General features: G+C 62.5%; 27 protein-coding genes and 1 tRNA gene. 12 read left to right on the top strand and 16 right to left on the bottom strand.

Going from position 1 to position 25,566, the window contains the following annotated elements; genetic code table 11:
* The first annotated feature begins 188 nt into the window (after positions 1 to 188).
* Entirely contained in the window at positions 189 to 1,061 is an 873-nt protein-coding gene (locus PQ627_RS16090; RefSeq protein WP_274262504.1) for an NAD-dependent epimerase/dehydratase family protein, read from the top strand.
* Positions 1,062 to 1,152: 91 nt separating this feature from the next.
* Here PQ627_RS16090 and PQ627_RS16085 read toward each other — a convergent pair whose 3' ends face one another.
* Genes PQ627_RS16085 through pdhA form a run of 3 tightly spaced genes read right to left on the bottom strand, consistent with a single transcriptional unit; the run spans position 1,153 to position 4,678 of the window.
* Complete coding sequence (locus PQ627_RS16085) at positions 1,153 to 2,502, bottom strand: dihydrolipoamide acetyltransferase family protein (RefSeq protein WP_274262503.1); 1,350 nt, start codon at positions 2,500 to 2,502, stop codon at positions 1,153 to 1,155.
* On the bottom strand, positions 2,499 to 3,509 hold the full coding sequence (locus PQ627_RS16080) for an alpha-ketoacid dehydrogenase subunit beta (protein ID WP_274262502.1): 1,011 nt from the start codon (positions 3,507 to 3,509) through the stop codon (positions 2,499 to 2,501). The genes PQ627_RS16085 and PQ627_RS16080 overlap by 4 nt, the downstream gene beginning before the upstream one ends.
* Positions 3,509 to 4,678 (bottom strand): pyruvate dehydrogenase (acetyl-transferring) E1 component subunit alpha, encoded by a 1,170-nt coding sequence (pdhA, locus tag PQ627_RS16075; RefSeq protein WP_274262501.1) that lies wholly within the window; start codon positions 4,676 to 4,678, stop codon positions 3,509 to 3,511. Before pdhA ends, PQ627_RS16080 begins: the two co-directional genes overlap by 1 nt.
* Before the next feature lie 195 nt (positions 4,679 to 4,873).
* Here pdhA and PQ627_RS16070 point away from each other — a divergent pair, with 195 nt between their 5' ends.
* From PQ627_RS16070 to PQ627_RS16050, 5 genes are all read left to right on the top strand, one after another.
* Positions 4,874 to 5,344 (top strand): Lrp/AsnC family transcriptional regulator, encoded by a 471-nt coding sequence (locus PQ627_RS16070; RefSeq protein WP_262278533.1) that lies wholly within the window; start codon positions 4,874 to 4,876, stop codon positions 5,342 to 5,344.
* A 165-nt stretch (positions 5,345 to 5,509) separates the two neighbouring features.
* On the top strand, positions 5,510 to 6,238 hold the full coding sequence (locus PQ627_RS16065) for a hypothetical protein (RefSeq protein ID WP_274262500.1): 729 nt from the start codon (positions 5,510 to 5,512) through the stop codon (positions 6,236 to 6,238).
* Between the two features lie 129 nt (positions 6,239 to 6,367).
* Positions 6,368 to 6,775, top strand: a complete 408-nt coding sequence (locus PQ627_RS16060; protein WP_274262499.1) for a DUF4383 domain-containing protein — start codon at positions 6,368 to 6,370, stop codon at positions 6,773 to 6,775.
* A 62-nt stretch (positions 6,776 to 6,837) separates the two neighbouring features.
* Positions 6,838 to 7,443: a hypothetical protein gene (locus PQ627_RS16055; RefSeq protein ID WP_274262498.1), complete on the top strand. Its 606-nt coding sequence runs from the start codon at positions 6,838 to 6,840 to the stop codon at positions 7,441 to 7,443.
* 78 nt (positions 7,444 to 7,521) lie between these two features.
* Positions 7,522 to 8,541 (top strand): PHP domain-containing protein, encoded by a 1,020-nt coding sequence (locus PQ627_RS16050; protein WP_274262497.1) that lies wholly within the window; start codon positions 7,522 to 7,524, stop codon positions 8,539 to 8,541.
* A gap of 60 nt (positions 8,542 to 8,601) precedes the next feature.
* Here PQ627_RS16050 and PQ627_RS16045 read toward each other — a convergent pair whose 3' ends face one another.
* Together PQ627_RS16045 and PQ627_RS16040 are read right to left on the bottom strand one after the other, a co-directional pair.
* Positions 8,602 to 10,221, bottom strand: a complete 1,620-nt coding sequence (locus PQ627_RS16045; RefSeq protein ID WP_274262496.1) for a solute symporter family protein — start codon at positions 10,219 to 10,221, stop codon at positions 8,602 to 8,604.
* Positions 10,218 to 10,598, bottom strand: a complete 381-nt coding sequence (locus PQ627_RS16040; protein ID WP_274262495.1) for a DUF485 domain-containing protein — start codon at positions 10,596 to 10,598, stop codon at positions 10,218 to 10,220. The genes PQ627_RS16045 and PQ627_RS16040 overlap by 4 nt, the downstream gene beginning before the upstream one ends.
* 203 nt (positions 10,599 to 10,801) lie before the next feature.
* On the opposite strand from PQ627_RS16040, the gene PQ627_RS16035 reads away from it, so the two are divergent.
* From PQ627_RS16035 to PQ627_RS16015, 5 genes are read left to right on the top strand one after another with little or no spacing between them, the layout of a single operon-like run.
* A complete protein-coding gene (locus PQ627_RS16035) occupies positions 10,802 to 11,992 on the top strand; it encodes a sensor histidine kinase (RefSeq protein ID WP_274262494.1) in 1,191 nt (396 codons plus the stop codon).
* A 21-nt stretch (positions 11,993 to 12,013) separates the two neighbouring features.
* Entirely contained in the window at positions 12,014 to 12,733 is a 720-nt protein-coding gene (locus tag PQ627_RS16030) for a LytR/AlgR family response regulator transcription factor (RefSeq protein WP_274262493.1), read from the top strand.
* Positions 12,730 to 13,092 (top strand): hypothetical protein, encoded by a 363-nt coding sequence (locus tag PQ627_RS16025; protein ID WP_274262492.1) that lies wholly within the window; start codon positions 12,730 to 12,732, stop codon positions 13,090 to 13,092. The genes PQ627_RS16030 and PQ627_RS16025 overlap by 4 nt, the downstream gene beginning before the upstream one ends.
* Positions 13,089 to 14,555 carry a sodium/solute symporter gene (locus PQ627_RS16020; protein WP_274262491.1) on the top strand — a complete coding sequence of 489 codons (1,467 nt, stop codon included), beginning with the start codon at positions 13,089 to 13,091 and terminating at the stop codon, positions 14,553 to 14,555. The genes PQ627_RS16025 and PQ627_RS16020 overlap by 4 nt, the downstream gene beginning before the upstream one ends.
* 42 nt (positions 14,556 to 14,597) lie before the next feature.
* Entirely contained in the window at positions 14,598 to 15,299 is a 702-nt protein-coding gene (locus tag PQ627_RS16015; protein WP_274262490.1) for a hypothetical protein, read from the top strand.
* On the opposite strand, the gene PQ627_RS16010 is transcribed toward PQ627_RS16015, so the two are convergent.
* From PQ627_RS16010 to rpsB, 6 genes are all read right to left on the bottom strand, one after another.
* Complete coding sequence (locus PQ627_RS16010) at positions 15,296 to 15,880, bottom strand: DivIVA domain-containing protein (protein ID WP_274262489.1); 585 nt, start codon at positions 15,878 to 15,880, stop codon at positions 15,296 to 15,298. The genes PQ627_RS16015 and PQ627_RS16010 overlap by 4 nt on opposite strands.
* Before the next feature lie 21 nt (positions 15,881 to 15,901).
* Positions 15,902 to 16,837, bottom strand: a complete 936-nt coding sequence (locus tag PQ627_RS16005) for a phosphatidate cytidylyltransferase (protein WP_274262488.1) — start codon at positions 16,835 to 16,837, stop codon at positions 15,902 to 15,904.
* Entirely contained in the window at positions 16,837 to 17,394 is a 558-nt protein-coding gene (frr, locus tag PQ627_RS16000) for a ribosome recycling factor (protein ID WP_274262487.1), read from the bottom strand. The genes PQ627_RS16005 and frr overlap by 1 nt, the downstream gene beginning before the upstream one ends.
* 102 nt (positions 17,395 to 17,496) lie before the next feature.
* Positions 17,497 to 18,234, bottom strand: a complete 738-nt coding sequence (pyrH, locus tag PQ627_RS15995) for a UMP kinase (protein WP_274262486.1) — start codon at positions 18,232 to 18,234, stop codon at positions 17,497 to 17,499.
* 121 nt (positions 18,235 to 18,355) lie between these two features.
* Positions 18,356 to 19,192 (bottom strand): translation elongation factor Ts, encoded by an 837-nt coding sequence (tsf, locus tag PQ627_RS15990; protein ID WP_262277983.1) that lies wholly within the window; start codon positions 19,190 to 19,192, stop codon positions 18,356 to 18,358.
* A gap of 121 nt (positions 19,193 to 19,313) precedes the next feature.
* Positions 19,314 to 20,162 carry a 30S ribosomal protein S2 gene (gene rpsB / locus PQ627_RS15985; RefSeq protein WP_274262484.1) on the bottom strand — a complete coding sequence of 283 codons (849 nt, stop codon included), beginning with the start codon at positions 20,160 to 20,162 and terminating at the stop codon, positions 19,314 to 19,316.
* 405 nt (positions 20,163 to 20,567) lie between these two features.
* On the opposite strand from rpsB, the gene PQ627_RS15980 reads away from it, so the two are divergent.
* Positions 20,568 to 21,062, top strand: coding sequence for a M23 family metallopeptidase (locus PQ627_RS15980; RefSeq protein ID WP_274262482.1), 495 nt, complete (start codon positions 20,568 to 20,570; stop codon positions 21,060 to 21,062).
* 59 nt (positions 21,063 to 21,121) lie between these two features.
* Here the strand turns inward: PQ627_RS15980 and PQ627_RS15975 are convergent, their stop codons facing one another.
* The 5 genes from PQ627_RS15975 to PQ627_RS15955 all read right to left on the bottom strand — a co-directional run bounded on the left by PQ627_RS15975 (position 21,122) and on the right by PQ627_RS15955 (position 25,549).
* The gene (locus PQ627_RS15975) at positions 21,122 to 22,312 is read right to left on the bottom strand and encodes an acyl-CoA dehydrogenase family protein (protein WP_274262481.1); all 1,191 of its coding nucleotides are present in this window, start codon (positions 22,310 to 22,312) and stop codon (positions 21,122 to 21,124) included.
* Positions 22,313 to 22,568: 256 nt separating this feature from the next.
* A tRNA-Ile gene (locus PQ627_RS15970) sits at positions 22,569 to 22,642 on the bottom strand.
* A 74-nt stretch (positions 22,643 to 22,716) separates the two neighbouring features.
* Entirely contained in the window at positions 22,717 to 23,913 is a 1,197-nt protein-coding gene (locus tag PQ627_RS15965; RefSeq protein ID WP_274262480.1) for a glycosyltransferase, read from the bottom strand.
* A 107-nt stretch (positions 23,914 to 24,020) separates the two neighbouring features.
* Positions 24,021 to 24,926, bottom strand: a complete 906-nt coding sequence (locus tag PQ627_RS15960; RefSeq protein ID WP_274262479.1) for a DMT family transporter — start codon at positions 24,924 to 24,926, stop codon at positions 24,021 to 24,023.
* A complete protein-coding gene (locus PQ627_RS15955) occupies positions 24,926 to 25,549 on the bottom strand; it encodes a CDP-alcohol phosphatidyltransferase family protein (RefSeq protein WP_274262478.1) in 624 nt (207 codons plus the stop codon). The genes PQ627_RS15960 and PQ627_RS15955 overlap by 1 nt, the downstream gene beginning before the upstream one ends.
* Between the last annotated feature and the right edge of the window lie 17 nt (positions 25,550 to 25,566).

The raw sequence follows: 25,566 nt of genomic DNA, 5'->3' as shown, positions 1-25,566 counted from the left end.
AAGGTGCAGCAGAAACCTGCCACCGGCAAACGAGAAAGGACAACCGATGCCTCGACGTCCGGCGTGGCTGGTATCGGCGTACCTAGGATTCCCAGGGCCAGTCACAAGGGTGGGCTGCGAACGAGGTCACACCTAGGCTGGAACAAGGCGTCCCTCCACGACCCTGAATCGATCACAAGGAGCACACAATGAAAATTGCCGTCACCGGCGGAAGCGGAAAACTGGGAAGGAGCGTGGTCCGGCGACTGACCCAGGACGGCCATCAGGTGCTTAATCTGGACCGGGTCGGCACGCGGGACCGGGGCTACGTGAACGTCGACCTCCGGAACTACGGACAGGTTGTGGACGTCATCTTTGGCTTGGACGACCGACACGATGGTTTGGACGCCGTCGTACACCTTGCAGCCATCCCGGCTCCGGGGCTGGCTCCGGACGCAGCGATCTTCGAAAACAACATGGTCTCCACCTACAACGTGTTCCAGGCTGCACGTCGGGCAGGGATCAAGAAAATTGTCTACGCATCCAGTGAGACCGTCCTGGGCCTGCCTTTCGACATCGACCCTCCCTACATCCCCGTGGACGAAGAGTACGCGGCACGACCCGAGAGCACTTACTCCCTGGTCAAACACCTCGAGGAGCAGATGGCCATCCAGCTCACGCGCTGGGACCCGGAACTGAGCATCACAGCGCTCCGCTTTTCCAACGTTATGGATCCGGAGGACTACGACGCCTTTCCCTCATTCGACGCAGACGCCACCCTGCGAAAGTGGAACTTGTGGGGTTACATCGACGCCCGAGACGGCGCACTTGCCGTCGTGCGCGGTCTCGAGCACGTGGAACCTGGGTTCGAAACGTTTATTATCGCGGCCGCCGATACCGTGATGAGCCGCAGCAGCGCAGAACTGGCAGCGGAAGTATTCCCCGGCGTCGAGGTCGTCAAGGAACTGGGCGAGCACGAAACCATGCTCTCCATCGACAAGGCGCGCAGGGTGCTCGGATACGAGCCGGAGCACAGCTGGAGAAACGTCCACTCAAACCGGACCACGCCAACGGAGGACTGACCCGCACTGCCCTTGACGCACGTCGGCCCATCCCTTGACTGCAGTTTCCTGCAAGCACTCGTAAAGGGATGGGCCGACGCAGCCTCTGCCGTTAGACCATAGTCAGGACCATGGCGGGGTCTGCCAGGATGGCGCCGAGGTCAGCGAGGAATCGCGAGCCTTGTTCGCCGTCCACCAGCCGGTGATCGAACGACAGGCTGAGGGACATGATTTGCCGAACCGCCAGTTGGTCATCGACAACCCACGGTGCCTTCCTGACTGCACCCAAAGCCACAATCGCGGCTTCGCCCGGATTCAGGATGGGGGTGCCTGCATCGATCCCGAAAACTCCGATGTTGGTGATGGATATGGTTCCCCCGGAAAGATCCGCCGGAGAGGTCTTCCCGGCACGAGCCGTTTCCGTGAGTTCTGTCAGGGCGGTGGAAAGCTCACGAAGCGTCAGCTGGTCGGCGTCCTTGATGTTCGGCACCGTCAGGCCACGCGGGGTCGCCGCTGCAATGCCCAGGTTCACATAATTGAACTGAACTATTTCCTGGCTTGCCTCATCCCAACGGGAGTTCAGCGTCGGATTGTTCCGCAACGCCACCAAGACCGCCTTCGCGGCGATGGTCAGCGGCGTCAGTTTGTACCCCTCGAACGCCTTGTTGCCTTTCAATCTCGCCAGCAACTCCATGGTTGCGGTCACGTCGACTGTCAGGAACTCCGTCACGTGCGGGGCGGTGAAGGCACTAGCGACCATGGCCGCAGCGGTGAACTTGCGGACACCCTTAATAGGCGTACGGGTTTCGCGCCCCTCCTGTGAAACAGGCGCCGAAGGAGCGTCGGCCGTTCCCGTGAAGGCCTGAACGTCTTCGCGGGTAATCAAGCCGCCGGGCCCGGTTCCGGGAACCAACCCAAGGTCGATCCCGAGATCGCGGGCCAGCTTGCGCACTGGAGGCGTTGAGCGCGGCCGCTCAGCAGCGGACTCGGCCCGCGGCGGGACCACCGGTTCAGCAGCCGGGGCTTCAGGCTGTTGCTGGCTGCGGGCGCGTCGTGCGGGGCGGCCTGAATGTTCGACGACGGCGCCGTAGCCAACCAGGTTCGGCTCGCGTTTCGCCGGACTCGCCGCCGCTTCGCCGGCCTCGGCGTTTTCGCCTCCGTCCGAGCCAGCCCCAGCGAAAGGCGCGCCGTTCCCGTTGGAGGTTCCGGCGTCGTCAACCTCGAAGGAGACAATCGGCTTCCCAACCTCCACCACGGTCCCGGGCTGCTCATGAAGGGCAGCCACAGTGCCAGCGAACGGCGAAGGCAGCTCCACCACGGCTTTGGCGGTTTCGACCTCAGCGATGACCTGGTTCAGCGTGACTGTGTCCCCCACCGCCACCTTCCAACTCAGGATTTCCGATTCGGTCAGTCCCTCACCGAGGTCCGGGAGCCTGAATTCCTTGATCATGGTGGCGGTCATCCTTCCAGTCCGCTCAGGGAGTTGGGGCGGCCAAGCGCGCGGTCCACGCCGTCGAGGATCCTGTCCAGATCCGGCAGATGGTGCATTTCGAGCTTTGAGTAGGGATAGGGGACGTCAAAGCCGGTAATACGGACGGGGGCAGACTCGAGGTAGTTGAAGCAGCGTTCGGTAATGCTCGCGGCGATTTCAGCTCCGAGGCCGCCAGATTGCCCAGCTTCATGGGTGATAACCAGCCGCCCTGTCTTGCGGACCGAGGCTTCCACCACAGGATAATCAACGGGAGCCAGCGACCTGAGGTCAATCACTTCCACCGAAATGCCTTCGTCAGCGGCGGCCATGGCAGCATCCTTGGCAGTTTTGACCAACGGACCGTACGCAACCACGGTGACGTCGCTGCCGGCGTTCACCACTGCGGCCTTATCCAACGGCAGCGCTGCGGAGAGATCGATCGACTCGTCCACATCGCCCTTGTCGTGGTACCGACGCTTTGGCTCGAAGTAGAGGACGGGGTCGTCGGAAGCGATGGCCTGCTGGATCATCGTGTAGGCGTCCTGGGGATTGGACACGGCAACCACCCGTAGCCCCGACGTGTGGGTGAAGTACGCTTCGGGTGATTCGGAGTGGTGCTCGGGTGAGCCGATCCCGCCCCCGAAAGGGACCCGGATGGTGATTGGCATCTTGACGCGGCCCTGGGTGCGGTAGTGCATCTTGGCGACCTGGCTGACGATCTGGTCGAACGCCGGGTAGATAAACCCGTCGAACTGGATCTCACACACAGGCCGGTATCCGCGGTAAGCCAAACCTACAGCTGTGCCAATGATGCCCGACTCGGCCAGTGGGGAGTCGATGACCCTGTGCTTTCCGAAATCCTTCTGCAGACCGTCCGTCACGCGGAAGACGCCGCCAAGGGCGCCTATGTCCTCCCCCATGAGGACCACCTTGGGATCATTTTCGAGCGACTTCCGGAGGCCGGCGTTGATGGCCCGGGCAAATGTGAGCTTGGACATCAGCGTGCACCTTCCTCGACTGGCTGGTTGAAACTGTTCAAGTAGCGGGAGTAGTGGTCCTTCTGCCGCTCGATCCAGGAATTGGGTGTGCTGTAGACGTGGTTGAAGATGTCCAAGGGCTGCGGGTCAGGCATGCCGATGCAGCTGGAACGAAGTTCCGCGGCAACCGCGTCGGCCTTGGCTTTGACACGTGCTTCCACGTCGTCCGTCAGCAGGCCCTTCGCCTCGAGAAGCTTCCTGAGCCTAAGAATGGGATCCTTGGCACCCCAGTCCTCCAGCTCGATGGGGTCACGGTAACGGGTTGGGTCATCAGCAGTGGTGTGTGGGCCCATGCGGTAGGTGACGGCTTCGATGAAGGTAGGTCCTCCGCCCTTCCGTGCGCGGTCCAAAGCCACCCTGGTGGCGGCCATGACCGCAAGGACGTCGTTGCCGTCCACTCGCATGCTCGGGATGCCGAATCCGGTAGGCCGGTCGGCCAACTGGACGTGGGACTGGATACGGACAGGTTCCGAAATGGCCCAATGATTGTTCTGACAGAAAAAAACCACTGGCGCCTGGTAGCTGGCGGCGAACACCATGGCCTCGTTCACGTCGCCTTCGCTGGTGGCTCCATCGCCAAAGTAGGCAAGGACTGCCGTATTGGCGCCGTCAAGCTGCACACCCATGGCGTAACCGGTAGCGTGCAGGCTTTGGGAACCGATAATGATCTGCGGTGTCGCCAGGTTGATGCGCTGCGGGTCCCAGCCATACGAGGCATTTCCCCGCCACACACGCGCAATCTCCGAAAGATGGGCGCCGCGCACGTAGGCAACACCACTTTCCCGGTAGCTCGGGAAGACAAAGTCGTCGTCGCGCAACGACCGGCTGGAGCCGATCTGGGCTGCTTCCTGCCCAAGGAGCGGTGGCCACAGGGCCAGCTCGCCCTGACGCTGGAGTGCCGTAGCTTCTGCATCGATACGGCGGATGACGGTCATGTCCTCATACAGGGAGCACAGTTGTTCGTCGCCGATGTCTTTGACCCAAACATCGAACTCCGGGTGGCTGATGCGTTCCCCGTCCGGAGACACCAACTGGAGCAGATCGCCACCAGTCCGCAGGGAAATTTGTGCACTTAGTCCAGGGCCCGGAGCATCATCATGCACTCCCTTGCCCGCCTGATCCGTCAACACAGGTGATCGCAACCTTCCGGCTCGTTTTCGTCGGCGCCCGCAAGACTTGTGGTCCTGCCGCACGCCGGCCCTCCGGCACCTTCGCCGGAGTTAAATGTGACCCTACTCACGCAAGGCATCGGGTACAACTACCCGCTGTAAAATTGAGCATTGTGCACTATTTCAGGTGGCAGCAGCGTGCTAATCTTGCGCATTATGCAACCCTTGGATGGCACTGATACCCGGCTCCTCTCAGCAATGGCGAAGGATCCCCGCGGCACCGTGGTCGCCCTGGCCCAGAAGCTGGGGTTGTCCCGGAACACGGTGCAGGCCCGCATGGCGCAGCTCGAGAAGAAGCACGCCTTCCTTTCATTCGAGCGGAGAATCAACCCGGTAGCCCTGGGCTACCCGCTGACAGCGTTCATCACAGTCCACGTACAGCAGCAAAAGCTCGCTTCACTGGCCCAGGATCTCGCCGACATCCCGGAGATTCTTGAAGGCTTCGGCCTTACTGGTTCCGCAGACCTGTTGCTGCGCGTTGTGGCACTGGACGCCGAAGATCTATACCGCATCAACGGAAAGATCCTCGGGTGCGACGGAGTGGACAGGACAGACACCGCGCTGGCGATGCGGGAAATGATTCCCTACCGCGTGCAGCCGCTTCTTGGGCGCCGTTCCGAGGCGTGAATCAGCGGGCCACCACCCGGTGGGATCCGCGGGCCTTTCGGTTCCGCGGGCCTCTTGCTCAAGGAAGCACGGATGCGCTTTGATTCAAGTGGACGCACCGGGGGCCGCCCAGAGGATCCCGGCCAGGTGGTGGCGCTGCCTAAGGCTGCCGAAAGGGGCACTACCGTGAGCAATCCGCAAGATCCAGGCCACAACCAGCAGGGCCACCAGCAAGGCCAAAACCAACCCGGCCAATACCCGCCCCCTGTTCCGCCCGGCCCAGGGTACCCGCCGCAGAGCGGGAGTGCGCCGCAGTGGCAACAACCGCCGTCGTCCGTCCCTCCACAGGGAGGAGACCCTCAGTACGCGGCACCGGGCGCTTACCAGCAGAACCCCTATCCGCAAGGTCCAGGCCAAACAGGCCAATACGCGCCGGGAAACTACCAACCCGGCCAATACCAACCAGGCCAGTACGGCCAACAGCCTCCCCGAAAAAACCGAAAAGTCCTGTGGATCGTTCTTGGCATCGTGGCGGGGGTCATCGTGCTGGCGGTCGTTGGCATCGTGATACTGGTCAATGTGGTGGGCAACGCTACATCGAAGGCACGCTCACTGGCGGATGAGTTCACCAACCTCGTAGTCTCGGGACAGTCGGAACAGGCCTACGACAACTACCTCAGCCAGCCGCTCAAGGACGAATTGGACAAGCAGTCTTTCGTTGACGGCATCGCCAGTCTGCAGTTGGACGCCTCCTGCAAGCCGAACTACAACTCCGTGAACGTCAACTCGGAGAACGGCAACAACAAAGCAAACCTCGCCGGCACGTTGCAGTGCGACGGGAAAACGATCGATCTTCAGTATGTCTTCGAAGGCACGAACGAGCTCAAGATGAGCAGCATCCGCCTGCGGCCCTGACCGGCAGAAAAGAAATTCCCAAACCCACCCATCCACTCAAACGCATGGTCCGAATCACTTCATGAGAGTCCCACCCGGGACTCAGCAGGTCGGCCGGATATCCCGGCCATCACTGGAAGGCTCGGACCAATGCGTACTTCGCCCAATCGCTTGATCGCCACCATCTTCGGAGCTGTCTACCTCTTGGTAGGCTTGCTCGGCTTCTTCGTCACCTCGGGAATCGGCTTCTTCGCCACCGAGGGCGCCAACTTGATCATCTTCGCGGTAAACCCGCTTCACAACATCATCCACTTGGCCATTGGCGCAGCCCTCCTGTACGCCGGCCTGAACAGCGTCACGCTGTCCAAGTCCATCAACACCGCTGTCGGCGGCGTGTACCTGCTGGTCGGTATCCTGGGCCTCTTCCTCGTCGGAAGTTCGTTGAACATCATCGCCCTGAACGGCGCCGACAACGTCCTGCACCTCGCCAGCGCCGTCGTTCTGCTGGGTGTCGCGTTGTCGCAGGACAAGGCAGCCGTAGCCTCCGCCCGCGCCTGAGCAACGGCCTGTAACACCAGACCGTAACGCCAGAGCCAACGAGCACGAGGACGGTAACCGCCATGGATCGAGTGAAACACCCCACCCTGAGGGCAGCAGTTGTTCTGTACGTCTACTTCGCTGCGATGGCAGCCGGGATGGTTGAACTGTCCCTGGCTGCCGGCTACCTCGCCGGTGCTGGATCCGCTGCCTTCGGCACGGTGGTTGCCGGCGTTGCAGCCCTTGGGGCAGGCCTGGCCTTCTTGGCCTGGTCGCTGTGGGGGCTGCACCGCAACTCGCTGGTCATGGCGCGCTACGCGCTTCCCGTCCTGGCTGCGACGGCTACCGCGCACCTCGCGGTCACCGCAGCCGAAGTCGCCACCCAGCGCTCACTTGATGTGAGCCACTTTGCCGCCCTCGGCCTGACCCTCATGGCACTCGCCGGGTCGGGCTGGCTTAGGCGGCAGCAAAAGACCAACGACGGCGGCGCCCACGGCCAGCCAAGGACCGGGCGGCTTCTGGCAGCCGCGTTCGGAGCCGCCGTCGTTGTTGCTTCAGTCGCTACGCCCGGCCTGGCGGCGTCGATGGCCGGCCAGCATGCCGTACCGCACGGGGAACACGGCCAAGCGCCCGGCGGAGAAAGCGGCCAGGGCTCCAATCCCGCCCTGGATCCGGGCCACCACCACTAGGCGGTGGTCATCGGACCGGCGCACCATCGACGTAGTGCCCACTGTTGATGGTGCGCCTGGTTCGTGGATCATGGACCCATGGATCCCATTGAGGCGCTCGACGAAATTTCCTTCTGGCTGGAACGCAGCCTTGCCCCCACCTTCAAGGTCCAAGCCTTCCGCAAAGCGGCCGACGCCGTACGGAAGCTATCAGCCGACGAGCTGGCACGTTTGGTTGCAAGCGGAAGGATCACCAGCCTGAAAGGCGTTGGCAGCCGTAGCGCTGAGGTCATCACCCAGGCCATGGAAGACCGGGTCCCCGACTACCTTGAAGACCTCCGGCGAAAGGGCGCCGAAGCGCTGGCCTCGGGGGGAGAGACCATCAAAGCCGCGCTGCGCGGAGACCTGCACAGCCACAGCAACTGGTCCGACGGCGGCTCGCCCATTGAAGCCATGGTGTCCGCGGCCCGCACCCTCGGCCGCGAATACCTTGCCTTGACGGACCACTCCCCCAACCTCACCATCGCCAACGGCCTCAGCGTCGAAAGGCTTGAGCAACAGCTGGGCATTGTGGACGGGATCAACTCCTCCCACGACGACTTCCGTTTGCTCAAAGGCATCGAGGTGGACATCCTGGAGGACGGGACCCTGGACCAAACCCCCGACATGCTGGACAAGCTGGACGTCGTGGTGGCCAGTGTCCATTCCAAGCTCCGCGCCGACAGCAAAACCATGACTGCCCGGATGCTGGGTGGAATCAGCGATCCCCACACAAACGTCCTGGGACACTGCACCGGGCGGCTCGTTCAGGGGTCGCGCGGAACCCGTCCGCAATCGGAGTTCGACGCTCCGAAAGTGTTCAAGGAGTGCGCCGAGTGGGGTGTCGCCGTCGAAATCAACTCCCGGCCGGAACGGCAGGACCCACCCGATGATCTCATCAAGCTGGCGCTCGACGCCGGCTGCCTGTTCAGCATCGACAGCGATGCCCACGCACCCGGACAACTGGATTTCCTCCAGTACGGCGCCCAGCGCGCCGAAGCCTTGGGTGTACCCACCGAACGCATTGTTACCACCTGGCCTCTGGCCCAGCTTCAAGAGTGGCTCAGCCTGAAGAAGTAGCGCCGGACACGAATGCTCCCCCGGAAACGAATGGTTTCCAGGGGAGCATTTTTGTGCTGTTTAGTGGTTTACTGCCTTCTCGGCTCCAACGCCGGTCAGCGAGCGCACTTCCATTTCAGCCTGCTTGGCCGGATCTTCGCGCCGCTTATCCAGGACGGTACCAAGCCAACCGAGGAAGAACGCCAACGGGATAGAGACGATTCCGGGGTTGCTCAGCGGGAAGAAGGCGAAGTTCGCGCCGGGAATCATGGACGTCTTGGCGCCTGAAACCACCGGTGAGAACGTGATCAACAGGATGGCCGCGGCGAGGCCGCCGTACATGCTCCATACCGCCCCCTGCGTCGTGAACCGCTTCCAGAACAGCGAGTAGAGGATGGTGGGCAGGTTCGCCGATGCTGCAACTGCGAAGGCAAGCGCCACCAGGAAGGCCACATTTTGGCCGTTGGCGAAGATGCCACCCAGGATGGCCAGGACTCCGATCACCACCACCGTTCGACGTGCCACCTTCACTTCGGTGGTCGCATCCGCCTTGCCCTTGGCGATGACGTTGGCGTAGATGTCGTGGGCAAAGGAGGCTGCCGCCGTAATGGTCAGGCCTGCGACCACCGCCAGGATGGTCGCGAAGGCCACTGCCGAAATGAAACCAAGGAGCAGCGGGCCGCCGAGGTGGAATGCCAACAGCGGTGCCGCGGAGTTGACGCCGCCGGGAGCGGATTTGATGGTTTCCGCGCCCACCAGGGCTGCGGCGCCATAGCCGAGCACCAAGGTGAACAAGTAGAACAAGCCAATCAGCCAAATGGCCCACACAACGGATTTACGTGCTTCTTTGGCGGTTGGAACCGTGTAGAAGCGCATAAGGACGTGGGGCAGGGCGGCCGTTCCCAGGACCAGGGCGAGGCCGAGCGACATGAAGTCGAGCTTGGACGTTTCTGTCTTGCCGTACTGCAGGCCCGGGTTCAGTACGTTCGGGTTGTTGGCGGCCTCCGCTGCCGAACCCAACAGGCTGGACAGGTTGAAGCCGTAAATCGCCAGCACCATGGCAGTCATGACTGCGGCACCTGCGATCAAAAGGATGGCCTTGATGATCTGGACCCAGGTGGTGCCCTTCATGCCGCCAATGAGCACGTACATGATCATCAAAGCGCCGACGACGATAATCACCAGTGCTTGTCCGCCCCAGTCGCTGATGCCCAGCAGCAGCGAAATGAGGCTTCCCGCGCCGGCCATCTGTGCCAGGAGGTAGAAGAAGCAGACCGCGAGGGTGGACAGTGCCGCCGCGATACGCACGGGGCGTTGCCGAAGGCGGAAAGAGAGCACATCCGCCATGGTGAACTTGCCGGTGTTGCGGAGCAATTCGGCCACCAGCAGCAGAGCCACCAGCCAGGCAACAAGGAACCCGATGGAGTACAGGAATCCGTCATAGCCGTTGATCGCGATGGCACCGGTGATGCCCAGGAACGAAGCCGCGGAAAGGTAGTCACCGGCGATGGCAGTGCCGTTCTGGGATCCGGTGAAAGAGCGGCCTGCCGCGTAGTAGTCGGCGGCAGTCTTGTTGTTCCGGCTGGCCCGGAAGACGATCACCATGGTGACCGCGACGAACAGGGCGAAGATACCCATGTTCAGGAGCGTGGTGTCCTTCAACGCAGCGACTTCGACTGCGGGGACCATTGTGGTGTTCATTTGGCTCCTCCGTGCGTCACGCTGCTGTCCTTGTCGAATTCGTGGCCTTCGATCTCATTGCGGATCTCTGCCGCGATGGGGTCGAGTTTCTTGTTGGAATAGCTCACGTACCAAGCCGTGATGCCGAAGGTGGTGACGAACTGGAGCAGGCCCAGAATCAGGCCGACGTTGATGTTGCCCCAGACTTTGATGGACATGAAGGCGACGGCGTAGTCGGCCAGCAGGACATACGCGAAATACCACAGCAGAAAAATAACTGCCATGGGGAAGACAAAGCTCCGGTGCCGCTTCCGCAGCGTTCTGAACCGTTCCGTCTGTTGGACTTCCTGGAAGTCCACGGACGCCGTTGCGTCCTGGGGTTGGGCCTCATTACCCATGGTTCCTCCTGTTGTGATGAGCACGTCAGCTCCCACGCGCGGCTGATGTGACTGCAATCACTATCGAATGCGCTCCGGCCGTCCTTCCATAGCTTCGCCCGTGGTCATCGCCCAGCGGCTGTGCCACTGCGCCAAACGGTGGCTTTGGGGTAAAAGCACAGGTGGAAGCAGGGATGCCGGGCACCTCGGGCTACTCTGGCCTTATGCCCGACTCCCCGCTCTTCACCGCCGCCGCCATCGCAGTGATCGCGCTGGCTGTCGCCGTCGTCGTGGGCGTTGGCCTGAAGGTGATCCGGTCCTTCCGTGACCTTGGCACTGACGCCGAACGCGCTACGTACAACACGCTGCATGCAGCGTCGCGGGCCGGACAGCACCTTCGCGGCGGCCTCCAACCTGCCGGCGCGGCCAAAGCCAGCAGGCAGTTGCGCGTCCTGCTCGGGTGCGACGCTTTTGCCATGACAGACACCAGTTCAGTACTCGCCTGGGATGGGGCCGGTGAGGACCTCCGGGCCTCGCTGATGGGGATTGCGGCCGATGTCCTGGCGACGGGGCGGACCGCTGTCGTTCCGCACGTTGGGCACTCGACCAACCAGTCCGGACCCGCATTCAGTGCCGTCATCGCCCCGATCCGCGCCGGATCGCGGGTCGTGGGGTCGGTGGCAGCCTTGGCACCGGCCGCCGGTGCGGGCCTGGTGCGGGCCACCAGTGAAGTCGCTGATTGGGTCGCGGCCCAGCTGGAGCTGGCAGAACTGGAAGCTTCCAGAACGCTGCTGATGGAAGCAGAGGTCAGGGCTCTGCGGGCCCAGATCAGCCCGCACTTCATCTACAACTCCCTCAACGCCATTGCATCATTTATCAACACGGACCCGGCCCGGGCCAGGGAACTTGTGGTGGAGTTCGCCGATTTCACCAGGTACTCCTTCCGTCGTCACGGCGACTTCACCACCGTGGCGGAGGAACTGCGCTGCATCGACCGCTATCTGCTGCTGGAGCGGGCACGCTTCGGCGAGCGCGTCCAAGTCAGCCTTCGCATCGCGCCGGAAGTCCTGAGCACCGTCATCCCCTTCCTCAGCCTCCAGCCCTTGGTGGAAAACGCGGTGAGGCACGGCCTTGAGGCGAAGGAAGGGCCGGGGCACATCACCATATGCGCCAACGATTCGGGTGCTTTCGCCGAGGTCACCATCGAGGACGACGGCGTGGGCATGGATCCGGAGCACCTGCGGTCGGTCCTTGCCGGGCACATCGATGGCGACCATGTGGGGCTTCGGAACGTTGATGCGCGCCTGCGGCAGGTCTACGGTGATGAGCACGGCCTGGTGATCGACACAGCTCCAGGGGAGGGCACGCTGATCACCCTGCGTGTGCCCAAGTCCCAGCCCGGACACGACGCCTGAGGTGACGGTTAGTCTTTAATCATGATCAACGTGCTCGTCGCTGATGACGAACTCCCCGCGGTGGAAGAACTTGCCTTCCTCCTCGGACGGGATGCGCGGATTGGCGCCATCCACCGGGCGTCCTCCGGAACCGAAGCGCTCCGCAAGCTCGAAACCGAGGTGGTTGACGCCGTCTTTCTGGACATCCACATGCCGGCCCTGTCAGGTTTGGACATTGCGCGCGCCATTTCCCGCAGCAGCAACCCGCCCGCCGTCGTTTTTGTCACTGCGGACGAGGACTGCGCCCTGGAGGCCTTCGACCTCGCCGCCGTCGATTATCTGCTCAAGCCGCTCCGGGCCGAGCGGCTGGCGCGTTCGGTGGACCGGATCAGCGAACTCATCAAGGACGGAACACCCGCCCCCGAAATGATTACCGTTGACCTCGGCAGTACCACCCGCATGATCCGTCGCGACGACGTCACCTATGTCCAGGCGCAGGGCGACTACGCCCGGCTGCATACGGCTGAGGCAAGCTATCTCATCCGGGTTCCACTGACCGACCTCGAGCAAAAATGGGCAGATGCAGGGTTCATCCGCATCCACCGTTCCTACCTGATTGCGCTGAACCACGTGCAGCACCTGAAACTGTCCACCACCGGTCCCAGTGTTGCCGTTTCGGGTGCCGAACTACCCATCAGCAGGAGGCATCTGCCGTCAGTCCGGGACAAACTGCAGTCCACCCGCATCCGGCCCCAGGCATGACCCGCGTCCGCGTCACCGCGCCGCGGCAGCAGGCAGCACCTGCTTCCGGCCGTATGCTGCACTCCCAGGAGGCTGCCGAGGATTCCGATGCCGGCAGGATTTTTGTCCGTTCCCTGATCCGCTCCCAACTGCGCCTGGCACTGGTGGTCGCGTGCGGATTCCTCATCATCCTTGCCGTATTCGCGACGATCCTCGTCTATGGCCCCGGGGTCGCAGGGACCCGCGTCTTCGACATCCCGCTAGATTGGCTGACGCTGGGGGTGGGCATCTATCCCGTCATCGGCTTGAGCGCTTGGCTCTACAACCGTGCCGCCGCGCGCAATGAAGCCCGCTACCGGGACCTGGTGGAGGACAAATGAACCCGGCCGTCGGTTTGTTCGCTTTCCTCGCCGTGTCAGTTGCGACCGCTGTCATCGGGTTTTACGGACTGCGGGTATCACGGACGACCAGCGACTTCTATGTCGCCTCACGAACCGTTCCGCCGTGGTGGAACGCTTCCGCCATTGGAGGCGAGTATCTCTCGGCCGCCAGCTTCCTGGGTGTCGCCGGACTGATCCTGCTTTCAGGCACGGACGCCCTGTGGTTCCCGGTGGGGTACACAGCCGGGTACCTGATGTTGCTGCTCTTTGTGGCCGCCCCCTTGCGCCGCTCAGGTGCCTATACGATCCCCGATTTCACGGAAGCCCGACTGGATTCGGCTGTGGTGCGCCGCGTCACCAGCCTGGTGGTGGTCGCCGTGGGTTGGCTGTACATCGTTCCCCAACTGCACGGGGCGGCGCTCACCATCCGCATCACCACCGGCCTGCCATCGTGGGTAGGTTCGACGGCGGTCGTCGCGGTCGTGTGCCTTACGGTCGTGGCAGGTGGCATGCGGTCCATCACGTTTGTCCAAGCCTTCCAGTACTGGCTCAAACTGACTGCGTTGGCGGTGCCTGTGGTGTTCATCCTGCTGGTGTTGGCCGGCAATGACACCCCGCCGCAGGCTCCCCTGCCCGTGAACCCCACGAGCCAGGCCCCCGCAGGTGTGTACCAGCACATTTCGCTCCTGGTGGCCCTTCTGTTCGGAACCCTTGGGCTGCCGCACGTCCTGGTGAGGTTCTACACCAACCCCGATGGCCAGTCTGCCCGACGAACCACGCTGATCGTTCTTGGGCTCCTCTCCGTCTTCTACCTTTTCCCCACCGTCTCGGGCGCCGTCGGGCGGATGTTCGCACCCGAACTCGCCCAGACCGGACAAGCCGACGCCTTGGTCCTGCTGCTCCCCGGCAAGCTCATCGGCGGGGTCCCGGGTGACCTGTTGTCAGCCCTCGTAGTTGCCGGGGCCTTCGCTGCGTTCCTGTCCACCACCTCCGGGCTGGTGGTGTCCTTGTCCGGCGTGATCAGCCAGGACCTGTTCGGGGGAAGCGTCAGGGGGTTCCGCCTCGCAGCGGTGATGGCCGCCGTCGTGCCTTTGGGTTTTGCTTTCATGACGGACACCCTGGCCCTGGCAGGGAGCGTCGGCCTTGTCTTCGCGTTCACGGCTTCAACCATCTGCCCCGTCCTGCTGCTGGGTATCTGGTGGCGGGGACTGACGGACGTGGGTGCCATAGCTGGGATGGCCACCGGCGCTGTGCTTTGTGGTGGCGCCATGGTGGCAGGCACCGTGACGGGCGGTGGAAACGCACCGGCTTGGCTTGCCCAGCCTGCTGCGTGGACTGTGCCCGCAGCGTTCGCCATGACGGTGCTTTTCTCTATCCTGACGAAGAGCCGGGTGCCGGCCTCAGTGAACCGTGTGATGTCCCGTCTGCACGTACCGGAACGGCCTGTAGCAACCGAGCGCTAGTTGCCTGTTGTCCGTGCCCCGGGCCGGGAGGACAATGTCGGCATGTCGGAGGAAGCACCATCTGCCGGCCCTGAGCCGCCTGCGGCCCGGCCGCCGGAGTTGTCGCCCAGCGTTCGTGCGCAATTACTGGCTACCGAGCATTGGAGCTTGCTCGCCTCACGCAGCACCACGCAGGGGGAAGTCCTCACCCGGATCAGCATGTTCCTGACGTTCACGTCGGCCAGCCTGCTGAGCGTGGCGCTGGTGGGCAACGCCACCCAGTTTTCCGATGCCTTCCGGGCCTTTGCCCTGACAATTCTTAGCATCGACGTGGTGGTTGGCTTGCTCACGCATATCCGCGTCATGAGCGTTGGCATGGAAGACCTTATGTATGTCATTGCCATGAACCGGCTAAGGGCAGCGTACGTCGCGCTGGATCCTGGTGTTGCGCCCTATCTGATGGCCGGTTACAGGGATGACGAAGAAGGCGCGAAGAAGACCTACTACTTCCTCGGTGGCCGAACCGACTTCAGCCAGGTCGCCGGCAGCAGCATGGTGTTCATGGGAACCGTCAACGCCGCCTTGATAGCGTTGCTTGTGGGGTCGGCGCTGTTGACGTTCGCGGTTCCAGTGCCCGTGGCAGCAGGCGTTGCGGTGGTCGCTGCCCTGGCATTCTTCGCTACCTCGCTGGAGCGCGGCAGGCGCCGCTACCTCAACGTGTGGAAGAACAACCAACCCATCTCCCCGGGCCCTGGCTTGACCTAGTCGATGGCCGCCATCAGCTCAACGACGCGGGCAAGGAAAGCATCGACCTGGGCTTCTTCGTAGCCCTCGTCGCCTTTGGCCGCACGGAACACCGCGCGGCGGACGGTGTCCACGCTCAGCGGCTGATCGTTCTCCAAATACCCGATCAACTCGACACAGAGGGCGTCAACGTCTTGGATGTTGTAGCTTCGGGTCCTCTTCCGGGCGGGGCGGCGGAAACGCTCTCCGTCAGGCCTGTGCAGCCTGCCGCGAAGAATTCCGGACAGCTTGCCGATCTGGCGCAGCCAGGCTTCTTCGCCCTGTTGGCTGATCAGCTCGTCGCGCTCCCTGCGCGCGAAAGCGTCCTCCAGGCGGTCCAGGGCGGCGTCAACGCTGTGGGCGTCATAGCCACCCTTGACGGGATCGAACGCCACCTCGCGGACATCCACGCTGGCAACCTGGTCCGTGGCCCCGACAGGGTTCTCGAACGACGTCCTTGCACGCTGGAGGAACTCATCAACCTGCTTGGCGTTATAGCCGTATTTGCTGCGTTCCACGCGCTCGAACGTCGCGGGAATCTGGCGTCGAATATCCAAGGCCACTTTTCTTTCCTTCATCGGTTGTCAAACGCCGCTCAACAGCGCGAACAAAACATAGGCCACCGGGGCCGCGAACACGATGGAGTCCAGACGGTCCATCACGCCACCGTGGCCAGGCAGGATGCTGCTCATGTCCTTGACGCCAAGTTCCCTCTTGACCATGGACTCGGCCAGGTCCCCCGCCGTTGCCGCGGCAACCATTCCAACAGCAAGAATCAGGCCAACCCACCACGGCCTGTCCAGCAGAAAAATACAGGCCAGGACGCCGATCACCATGGCCCCGCCCACAGATCCCGCGAACCCCTCCCAGGACTTCTTGGGACTGATTTTGGGAGCCATGGGATGCTTGCCGAACGAAGCGCCCACGATGTAGCCGAACGTGTCATTGGAGACCACCAACAGCAGCATCGAGGCGATCTGCCAGGCGCCGTCCGGGATACCGTGGGGCCAGAACCCCACAGGCGTGGCCCCACCGCTCGCGTGCAGCGGCAGCGCAGCGAAACTGATGAGGAACGGGATCCAGGCAAGCGTGAAGACGCCGGCAAAGACGCTCCGAGGTGCTCCGGCCGCGCTTTCGATGGAGCGCCACAGCAACACCGCGACCGAACTTGCCGTCATCGTGAACAGCAGGCCTTCGAGACCGCCGAAGTATGCCGAAACCGGCATCGCCAGGCTGCCGACCATCACTGGAACGATCGGCATCCTGGTGCCCTGGGCTTCGAGGGCCCGGAAAACTTCCCAAACTCCCATGACGGCGAAGGCCGTCGTGAGGAGGACGAACCCCAGCGGGAGGAACAGCAGCCCTCCCAGGACGGCCAGCAGCATGGCAAGGCCGACGCCGATCGCCGCCGGCAGGTTTCGGCCCGCCTTGGGTGTGGGGTTCGCCCGTACGCGCCGGTGGCGCTTGGGGTTATCGCGTGTCGGGACCCGTTCAGCGGGCGCCGGCTCAGCCTGGCTCATCAGACCTCGAGCAGCTCGGCTTCCTTGCGCTTGAGCAGTTCGTCGATGCTGTCGACGTGCTGCTTCGTCAGGGCGTCGAGCTCCTTCTCAGCCCGTGCGCCCTCGTCTTCACCGGCGTCGCCGTCCTTGACGAGCTTGTCCAGGGCGTCCTTTGCCTTGCGGCGGATGCTGCGGATGGAGACCTTGGCGTCCTCACCCTTGCCCTTGACGATCTTCACGTATTCCTTGCGGCGCTCCTTCGTGAGCTCCGGAATGGTGACGCGGATGACGTTGCCGTCGTTGGACGGGTTGGCTCCGACCTCGGAGTCGCTCAGTGCCTTTTCGATGTCCCGCAGGGCCGTCTTGTCGTAAGGCGTGATCAGGATGGTCCGTGCGTCCGGCACACCGAAGGAGGCCAGCTGCTGGAGCGGAGTGGGCGTGCCGTAGTACTCGACGATGACCTTGTTGTAGAGACCGGGGTTCGCCCGGCCGGTACGGATCGTGGCGAAATCGTCCTTGGCTACTTCTACGGCCTTGTCCATCTTCTCGCCGGCTTCGAGTAAGGTCTCTTCGATCACGGGTTTCTCCTCAGAAAATAGTTGCTGCCCAACAGCAGGCGGCAATGCACAGTAAAGATCCGCCACCAGGGGCGGACGGTCCTAGAAATATCCTAGCCCTTGCTAGGGAGTTACCAGGGTTCCCAGCGTTTCGCCCAGGATCGCCCGGGTCACGTTGCCTTCGCCTTCCATGCCAAACACCACCATGGAGAGGTTGTTGTCCTTGCACATGGTCATCGCGGTCTGGTCCATCACGCGGATGTCGCGGCGCAGGGCGTCGTCGTAGCTGAGAACATCCAGCTTCTCGGCTGCCGGGTCCTTTTTGGGGTCGGCGGTGTAGACGCCGTCAACACCGCTCTTGGCCATCAGGACGACGTCGGCGTGTACTTCCAGGGCCCGCTGTGCGGCCACAGTGTCAGTGGAGAAGTACGGCAAGCCTGCGCCGGCACCGAAAATGACAACGCGGCCCTTTTCCATATGGCGGATGGCACGGCGGGGAATGTAGGCCTCGGCCACCTGGCCCATGGTGATGGCGCTCTGGACACGGGTCTCCACGCCTGCCTGCTCCAGGAAGTCCTGCAGCGCGAGGCAGTTCATCACGGTCCCCAGCATGCCCATGTAGTCGGCGCGGGAGCGGTCCATGCCGCTCTGTGACAGTTCAGCGCCGCGGAAGAAGTTGCCTCCCCCAACAACGATGGCCACTTCCACATCTGCCACGCCGGCTGCGATCTGCTTGGCAATGGCCCGGACGGTTTCGGGATCGACGCCCAGCTTGCCTCCGCCGATGACCTCGCCGGAAAGTTTCAGAAGTACACGACGGCGGGTCTTCTCGGGCTGGATTGCAGTGTTGACGGTTTCCATGGTGCCTTCCCGTTGGTGGACTCTGGCTAGATTATCGTGCTGTGGGTCCGGGCTGGTACTACCCGAACGCGTGCATGAAAAAGGGGCGGCCACCGAAGTGACCACCCCTTCTCATGAATTACTAGTTTCCGACGCGGAAACGGGTTACTGCGGTTGCCTTGACGCCGGCTTCTTCGAGGACCTGTGCAACAGTCTTCTTGGAATCCTTGGCGAATGCCTGGTCAACCAGAACTTCACCCTTGTAGAAGCCCGTCACGCGGCCTTCGACAATCTTGGAGAGAGCAGCTTCCGGCTTGCCTTCAGCCTTGGCCGTCTCCTCGGCGATGCGACGCTCGGACTCGACCAGTTCGGCCGGAACGTCTTCGCGGGTCAGGTAGTTCGGAGCCATGGCTGCAACGTGGACAGCGATGTCGTGCGCGGCGGTTTCAGCGGCTTCGCCTTCACCGTCTACTGCGAACAGAACGCCAACCTGGGCCGGGAGGTCCTTGGACGTCTTGTGCAGGTAAGCGTCAACCGTGGTGCCCTCTACGCGGGAGATGCGGCGGACGACAACCTTTTCGCCGAGGACAGCGCCCTCTTCAACAACAACCTCGGACAGCGGCTTGCCGTCGACCTCGGTTGCCAGCAGGGTCTCGAGATCGGCAGCGCCGGACTCGACTGCAACGTTGAGGACCTTGTCGGCCAGCTGGATGAACTTGTCAGCCTTGGCCACGAAGTCGGTCTCGCAGTTGACCTCGATCATTACGCCAACGCCACCGTTGACCTTGGCAGCAACCAGGCCTTCAGCGGTGGAACGGCCTTCGCGCTTGGTAGCACCCTTCAGGCCCTTGATGCGGATGATCTCGATGGCCTTCTCAGCGTCACCGTTGGCCTCGTCAAGAGCCTTCTTGACGTCCATCATGCCGGCGCCGGTGCGCTCGCGCAGGGCCTTGATGTCAGCAGCAGTGTAGTTCGCCATGTGAACCCCTCTGTCTAGAAATTTGTGTGTTTACGTAACTGAAGGACGGCAGCCCACCATGTGAGCCGCCATCCCGTCAGTTGCCGCCAGTCCCGTTTCCGGGGCCGGCGAAGGTCAAGATTTACTTGGCTTCGGCTTCGCCTGCTGCAGCGTCAGCGGCGGGAGCTTCGGCTGCAGGAGCCTCGGCTGCTGCTTCTTCGGCCTTGCTGCCTTCGAGGAGCTCGCGCTCCCACTCGGCCAGCGGCTCTTCCGGAGCTTCGGTGGTGCCGGTGGCGCGCTGGTTGCGGGCAATGAGGCCCTCAGCTACGGCGTCGGCAACAACGCGGGTGAGCAGGTTGACGGAGCGGATGGCGTCGTCGTTGCCCGGGATCGGGAAGTCAACTTCGTCCGGGTCGCAGTTGGTGTCCAGGATGGCAACAACCGGGATGTTCAGCTTCTTGGCTTCGTCAACAGCAAGGTGTTCCTTCTTGGTGTCAACAACCCAGAGGACCGAGGGAGCCTTGGTCAGGTTGCGGATACCGCCGAGGTTGGACTCAAGCTTGGTGAGTTCACGCTTGAGGAGCAGGAGCTCCTTCTTGGTGTAGGCGGAACCGGCGACGTCGTCGAAGTTGATCTCTTCGAGTTCCTTCATGCGCTGGATACGCTTGGCGACGGTCTGGAAGTTGGTGAGCATACCGCCCAACCAACGCTGGTTGACGTACGGCTGGCCGACGCGGGTAGCCTGCTCGGCAATTGCTTCCTGAGCCTGCTTCTTGGTGCCGACGAACAGGACGGTGCCGCCGTGGGCGACAGTAGCCTTGACGAACTCGTAGGCGCGGTCGATGTAGGACAGCGACTGCTGGAGGTCAATGATGTAGATGCCGTTGCGCTCCGTGAAGATGAAGCGCTTCATCTTCGGGTTCCAACGACGGGTCTGGTGTCCAAAGTGGACGCCGCTGTCAAGCAGCTGGCGCATGGTTACGACGGGCATGCCGACGCTCCTTCCGGCAGGTCATTCATGAGAGAGCCCATGGGGCTGCTCTTACCCTGCCAATAGTTGACGGTTGTTTAGCCTTTGCCCGGATGGGCGCGGCTCCTGGCATCCATTGCGCTTCTCATCCGGCGTGGAACCGAGGTTCCGCCGGACCGCAAGAGGCACAATCCTCCGCAGCCTGAAGACTGGGCTTCGCTGGAGGAGGGCTGGATACGCGTAGTCAGCCTGGGACCCTCACATATCTGAATGAGACATGTTCCTGAACAAGCATGAGGGCACAGCAAACTGCTCCACCAAGTGTACTACAGGGAACCCGCCCAAATGACCGCCTATCAGCACCGGTTATCCACATACAGCGTCCGGGCCATGGCCCGAATTCCCGGCGCCCGGAAGGCTGGACCCATGCCCTTCCTTAAACCGGCAACATCCTTGGTCATTGCCTTCACCCTCCTGGCCGGGCTTGGCGGAACCGACCCCACTCCCCCTGGGCGGTGGAGCTGGCCACTCTCCCCCAAACCTGCCGTCCTGCGGACGTTCGATCCCCCGGACAAGCCGTGGCTGAGCGGGCACCGGGGCGTGGATTTGGGTCCAGCGCCCGACGGCGGACCAGTCACCGCGCCGTCCGATGGCGTGGTGACCTTTGCCGGCGTCGTGGTCGACCGCCCTGTCCTCACCATCGACCAAGGCGATGGGCTCAAGAGCAGTTTTGAACCCGTCATCAGCGCTTTGAAAGAGGGCGACCACGTCGTCAAAGGACAAACCATCGGCAACGTGCAGCCGGGCCACTGCGGGAGCACCACTTGCCTGCACTGGGGCGTGCGGCGCGACGGGGAATACGTCAATCCGCTGGGCTTCGTGGCAGACCTAAGGCCCTCGGTGCTGTTGCCTCTGGACTAGCCTGCGCCGGGCAGGACCGGAAGATCGGCCCAAACTCCGGAGCTGCACGCTTGGAAGTACTAGACGATCGCCGATACTCCGGTGATGGCGCGCCCGGTGACCAGCGTGTTGATCTCGTGCGTGCCCTCGTAGGAGTAGATCGCTTCCGCGTCGGAGAAGATCTTGGCCATGCCGTAGTCGGTCACAATTCCATTGCCGCCCAGGATGCTTCGCCCCAAGGCAACGCTCTCGCGCATGCGGGCCGTGGTGAAGGCCTTTGCCAACGCCGACTGCTCATCCTTGGCGACGCCGGCATCCTCCAGCTGCGCCAACCGCACCATCATGCCCATCGAGGCGACGGTGTTGCCCAGGATCTGGACCAACTGGTTCTGCACGAGCTGGAAGGCCGCGAGCGGGCGTCCGAATTGCTGGCGCTCAACGGCGTAGCTGCGTGCCACATCGAAAGCTGCCATTTGGAGTCCGACGGCCTGCCACGCAACGGCCAGGCGGGTGACCTTGAGGACCTTGTTGGTGTCCCGGAAGCTGTTGCCGTTGGCCAGTTTAAAGAAGTCGGGAACAACCACGTTGTCCAGGGTGATGTCCGCGTTCTGCACAGTGCGAAGGGAGATCTTGTTTTCGATCTTGCTGGCGGAGAAGCCCGGCAAGGTGGTGTCAACCAAGAATGCCTTGACCTGGTTGTCGGCCACGTCCCTTGCATAGATCACTACCCAATCCGAGAAGGTGGCGTTACCGATCCAGCGCTTGGCGCCGTCGAGGATCCACGTGTCACCGTCGCGACGGGCCGTGGTGCGGGTGCCGCCGGCCACGTCAGAACCGCCAAGGGGCTCGGTCAGCCCGAAGGCCCCGATCTTTTTCAGGGAGTAGATGTCGGGAAGCCAGGCATCCTTCTGCTCCTGGGACGCGAGGGCTTCGATGGATCCCGTGAAGAGTCCGTCGTGAACTCCCATGAAGGTGGCGATCGATGCGTCCGCGCGGGTTACCTCGGCGTGGAGCATGCCGGCGAACAGATTCGAGTATCCCTGGCGCCGCACTGGGCTGACAAGGTCCAACTCGCCGAGCTTGGGAATGAGGTCCATGGGAAATTCGCCACGGTTCCAGCAGTCCACCGCGATGGGCTTGACCTCGCGGGCGAGGAACTCACGGACTTCTGCCAGCCGATCCTGCTCCTTGCTGGTCAGCAGCTGCTCAAAGGCGTAGAAGTCGCCGTCGGCGTAGGGAAGGTTGCCGGCATCGAATGCAGTGTTGGACATGTGCGCTCCTTCAAGGGTGGTCACCTGCGACCACGTCATGATCCGGCGACGACTGCACTGCTGGCCCTGGGGCCGCCGGGCAGCCAAGTTACCGGCGAGTAGTAAGTTACTGATCAGTAACTTACCGCAGAAAGGGACCCGCCGCAACGGTGGGTTCGCACGGCAGCAAGCACGGAACTCCCACAAAAGCCGTAACCCCGGAACGCAAAAATCCCTCCGGCCGACACCGCGTCGACAAGAGGGATTTCTGTTTTCGTAGGGCTACTCGGACTTGAACCGAGGACCTTAGGATTATGAGTCCCGCGCTCTAACCAGCTGAGCTATAGCCCCGTGATGCCCGAACGAAACAGCCGTTCGGGGCAAAGCACTCTAGCAATACTAATAGCTAAAGAGCAGTGCTGCGGTCACACCACTTTGTCCTCGTAAGAGGCGCCCCGGTAGAGGTCCTCGAAGGTCTGGAGTGTGCCATTGATGCTGTGCGGCTCCACCATTTCACGGCTCATCTTGCCCATGGCTTCGAGTTCGTCCTTGGGAAGCTGTACCAACTTGGTGATCTTGGCCGCGAGTTCGGAGCTGTCGTTGGGTGTGAAGAGGTATCCGTTTTCACCCTCCCGGACCAGGTGCGGCAGGGCCATGGCATCTGCGAGCAGCACGGGGGTGGAGGCGGACATGGCCTCCAGCGTCACCAGCGACTGCAGTTCGGCAGTGCCGGGCATGCAGAAGATGTCGGCCCTGATGTAGGCCTCGCGCAGTTCCTCATCGCTGGCAAGCCCCAGGAACTTCACGCGGTCGCGGAGCCCGAGCCTGGCTACCTGTGCTTCCAAAGCCGGGCGGACTTCGCCGCCTCCGACGATCTCCAAGTGCACATTGAGTTCACGCGGGGTTTTGGCTATGGCGTCGATAAGGACATCCACGTGCTTTTCTTCAGCCAGGCGTCCGGCAAACAGGACCGTCGGATTGCTGTGGGGTTCAATGACCTCACCGGGGTGGAGTTCATATGCCGAGGAATCAATGCCGTTGGACAGTGGCAGGACCTTGCGCAGGAAAGCATGCTGGTGCATCGCCTTGGCGGCCAGCGGGGTGGGAGTGGTAACGACGTCGGCCTGCCCCATCACCTTGCCCATGTCCTTCCAGGAAATCCGGCCCACGATGTCCTTGAACCACTGCGGGAAGGGAAGGAACGGGTTCAGGTTCTCCGGCATGAAGTGGTTGGTGGCGATAACCCGGATGCCACGCTTCACGGCCTCGTACAGGACGTGCTCGCCAATCATGTAGTGGCTTTGGATGTGAACGACGTCGGGCTGCACTTTGTCGAACAGCAGGGTGATTTCCTTCTTGATCTCCCAGGGGAAGCAGATGCGGAAGTACTCGTGCGTGAAGACGCTGTGGGAACGCAGGCGATGCACTGTGGCTTCGTCGCGGAACTCAGTAAAGCTCTTGCCCTTGTCCTGCCGGCAAGCCAGTACGTGCACGTTGTGTCCGCGTGCCGTCATCCCCTTGGCCAGCCGGTAGCCGAACTGGGCAGCCCCGTTGACGTGCGGCGGGTAGGTGTCCGCGGCAATCAGGATGGTGAGGGGTTTGGTGGTGTCGGGAATGGTCACGTGGAGAACTCCTGATGGTCACGGTGCGGACAGCGTTGCTTGTGGCAATGCTGCGGTGTCGCCGGTTTGCCACCTGTAAACGCGGTGGCGCAAGGTACAGATCTGCCCTAGGCCTTCCGGTTGGCTGCCGCCTTCGCATCCTTCTTGCGCTTGGTGACTTCCGGGTGGTGCCGGCTCAGGGCAATAACACCCACGATAGCAAGGGAAGCGGCCGCTGCCATGGCGATTGCCATGACGGCGTGGACATCGGGACGAAGCTCACCAAGAATGACGATGCCGATCGCGATGCCCACCATGGGGTCGATCACGGTCAGCCCGGCGATCACGAGGTCGGGCGGGCCGCTTGAGTACGCGCTTTGCACGAACCACGAACCCAGACCGCCCGCTGCCGCGATGGCGATCAGTGTGTACCACTGCACATTGAGCAGGAACATGCCGTTCGGATCCAGCAGATGCTTTCCGATGATGCGGGTCAGGACCGCGACAAAGCCGAACAGGACACCGGCGCCGAGGATATAGATGAAAGCGCTCATCCGGTGTTTGAACAAGACAGCCAAGGTGCCAAACACCCCCACCGCCAGTGCCAGGAGCAGGACGATCGTCAGTTCGTCCTCACCGCTGACGTGGTGGTTTTCCTGGGTCACGAACACTGCCAGCAGGACGAACAGCGCCGAACCGGTAACGCAGGCACTGATGGCGACCACCGTTGCCCGGTTGATGCTGAGCCCCTGGTCCTTCGCGTTGACCACCGTGGTGATGACTAGCGCAATGGCACCGATTGGTTGCACCACCGTCAATGGCGCCGACACCAAAGCGATGGCGTTCATCGCCATTCCCATGACAAGGAACAAAAGCCCCAGCATCCAGCGTGGGTTCCGCAACAGCCGCAAAAAACCGTTCGAGCTCAGCGCCAGGCCCCCGGTGTCCGCCTTCACGGCGCTGCCTTGCCGCTGGGCTCCTATGGCGAGGAAGAAAGCGCCCATTACTGCGAGGAAAACCGCAAGCAAGACCATCAGCCGTGTCCGCCGTCGTCGGTTTTCAATTCTTTTCCTTTACGCAGGATGGCCCAGAAGTAGTTGTATGCCGCGATCCAGTGTCCCACCAGGCCGAGTCCCAGGAACGTCCAGGCTGCCACGAAATATACCCCGGTGAGGGGAACCGGAAGTTTAGACAGGACCAGCAGTGGCGTTCCCACCAGCAACAGCGCGGTGCGGATCTTCCCAATGATGCTCACGGGAAGGTCAGGATGGCCCCGGAAGTAGACCCACGAAGCTACCGCCAGGATAGCGTCCGGCACCAGCAAGGCGGCCAGGTACCACCACTGCACGACGCCGGCAATCACCAGGGTGAACGCGACAGCCAGGAGGGCGGCCCGGTCGGCCATCGGGTCCAGGATCCTGCCCAATTTGGAAGTCTGGTCGAACCGCCGGGCGATGTAGCCATCAACCCAGTCCGTGCTGCCCATGACAACCAGGACCAGGACGGCGAACCCGTATTCCTGTTCAGAGAGGACCAGCCACACAAACAGGGGTACGCCCATGAACCGCAGGACAGTGAGGATGTTGGGGACTGTGAAGATGAGGTCGTGATCGACTTGCGGACGATCAGGGTGCGAACCAGCACCAATCAGCTTCATATGTCCCCCTTCCTTGC

It is taken from the genome of Paenarthrobacter sp. AB444 (genome assembly GCF_028736865.1).
Classification (GTDB): domain Bacteria; phylum Actinomycetota; class Actinomycetes; order Actinomycetales; family Micrococcaceae; genus Arthrobacter; species Arthrobacter nicotinovorans_B.
This window is presented reverse-complemented; position numbering and strand designations above follow the sequence as displayed.

Bases quoted from the DNA above. Each gene is read 5' to 3' on its own strand.
- PQ627_RS16090 (WP_274262504.1), top strand. From the start codon at position 189: ATGAAAATTGCCGTCACCGGCGGAAGCGGAAAACTGGGAAGGAGCGTG.
- PQ627_RS16045 (WP_274262496.1), bottom strand. From the start codon at position 10,221: ATGAACACCACAATGGTCCCCGCAGTCGAAGTCGCTGCGTTGAAGGAC.
- PQ627_RS16030 (WP_274262493.1), top strand. From the start codon at position 12,014: ATGATCAACGTGCTCGTCGCTGATGACGAACTCCCCGCGGTGGAAGAA.
- PQ627_RS16080 (WP_274262502.1), bottom strand. From the start codon at position 3,509: ATGTCCAAGCTCACATTTGCCCGGGCCATCAACGCCGGCCTCCGGAAG.
- PQ627_RS16070 (WP_262278533.1), top strand. From the start codon at position 4,874: ATGCAACCCTTGGATGGCACTGATACCCGGCTCCTCTCAGCAATGGCG.
- PQ627_RS15960 (WP_274262479.1), bottom strand. From the start codon at position 24,926: ATGGTCTTGCTTGCGGTTTTCCTCGCAGTAATGGGCGCTTTCTTCCTC.
- PQ627_RS15955 (WP_274262478.1), bottom strand. From the start codon at position 25,549: ATGAAGCTGATTGGTGCTGGTTCGCACCCTGATCGTCCGCAAGTCGAT.
- PQ627_RS16025 (WP_274262492.1), top strand. From the start codon at position 12,730: ATGACCCGCGTCCGCGTCACCGCGCCGCGGCAGCAGGCAGCACCTGCT.
- PQ627_RS15975 (WP_274262481.1), bottom strand. From the start codon at position 22,312: ATGTCCAACACTGCATTCGATGCCGGCAACCTTCCCTACGCCGACGGC.
- pyrH (WP_274262486.1), bottom strand. From the start codon at position 18,234: ATGGAAACCGTCAACACTGCAATCCAGCCCGAGAAGACCCGCCGTCGT.
- PQ627_RS16055 (WP_274262498.1), top strand. From the start codon at position 6,838: ATGGATCGAGTGAAACACCCCACCCTGAGGGCAGCAGTTGTTCTGTAC.
- PQ627_RS16005 (WP_274262488.1), bottom strand. From the start codon at position 16,837: ATGAGCCAGGCTGAGCCGGCGCCCGCTGAACGGGTCCCGACACGCGAT.
- PQ627_RS16085 (WP_274262503.1), bottom strand. From the start codon at position 2,502: ATGACCGCCACCATGATCAAGGAATTCAGGCTCCCGGACCTCGGTGAG.
- rpsB (WP_274262484.1), bottom strand. From the start codon at position 20,162: ATGCCCGTCGTAACCATGCGCCAGCTGCTTGACAGCGGCGTCCACTTT.
- PQ627_RS16050 (WP_274262497.1), top strand. From the start codon at position 7,522: ATGGATCCCATTGAGGCGCTCGACGAAATTTCCTTCTGGCTGGAACGC.
- PQ627_RS16035 (WP_274262494.1), top strand. From the start codon at position 10,802: ATGCCCGACTCCCCGCTCTTCACCGCCGCCGCCATCGCAGTGATCGCG.
- PQ627_RS16040 (WP_274262495.1), bottom strand. From the start codon at position 10,598: ATGGGTAATGAGGCCCAACCCCAGGACGCAACGGCGTCCGTGGACTTC.
- PQ627_RS16020 (WP_274262491.1), top strand. From the start codon at position 13,089: ATGAACCCGGCCGTCGGTTTGTTCGCTTTCCTCGCCGTGTCAGTTGCG.
- PQ627_RS16015 (WP_274262490.1), top strand. From the start codon at position 14,598: ATGTCGGAGGAAGCACCATCTGCCGGCCCTGAGCCGCCTGCGGCCCGG.
- tsf (WP_262277983.1), bottom strand. From the start codon at position 19,192: ATGGCGAACTACACTGCTGCTGACATCAAGGCCCTGCGCGAGCGCACC.
- PQ627_RS16060 (WP_274262499.1), top strand. From the start codon at position 6,368: ATGCGTACTTCGCCCAATCGCTTGATCGCCACCATCTTCGGAGCTGTC.
- PQ627_RS15980 (WP_274262482.1), top strand. From the start codon at position 20,568: ATGCCCTTCCTTAAACCGGCAACATCCTTGGTCATTGCCTTCACCCTC.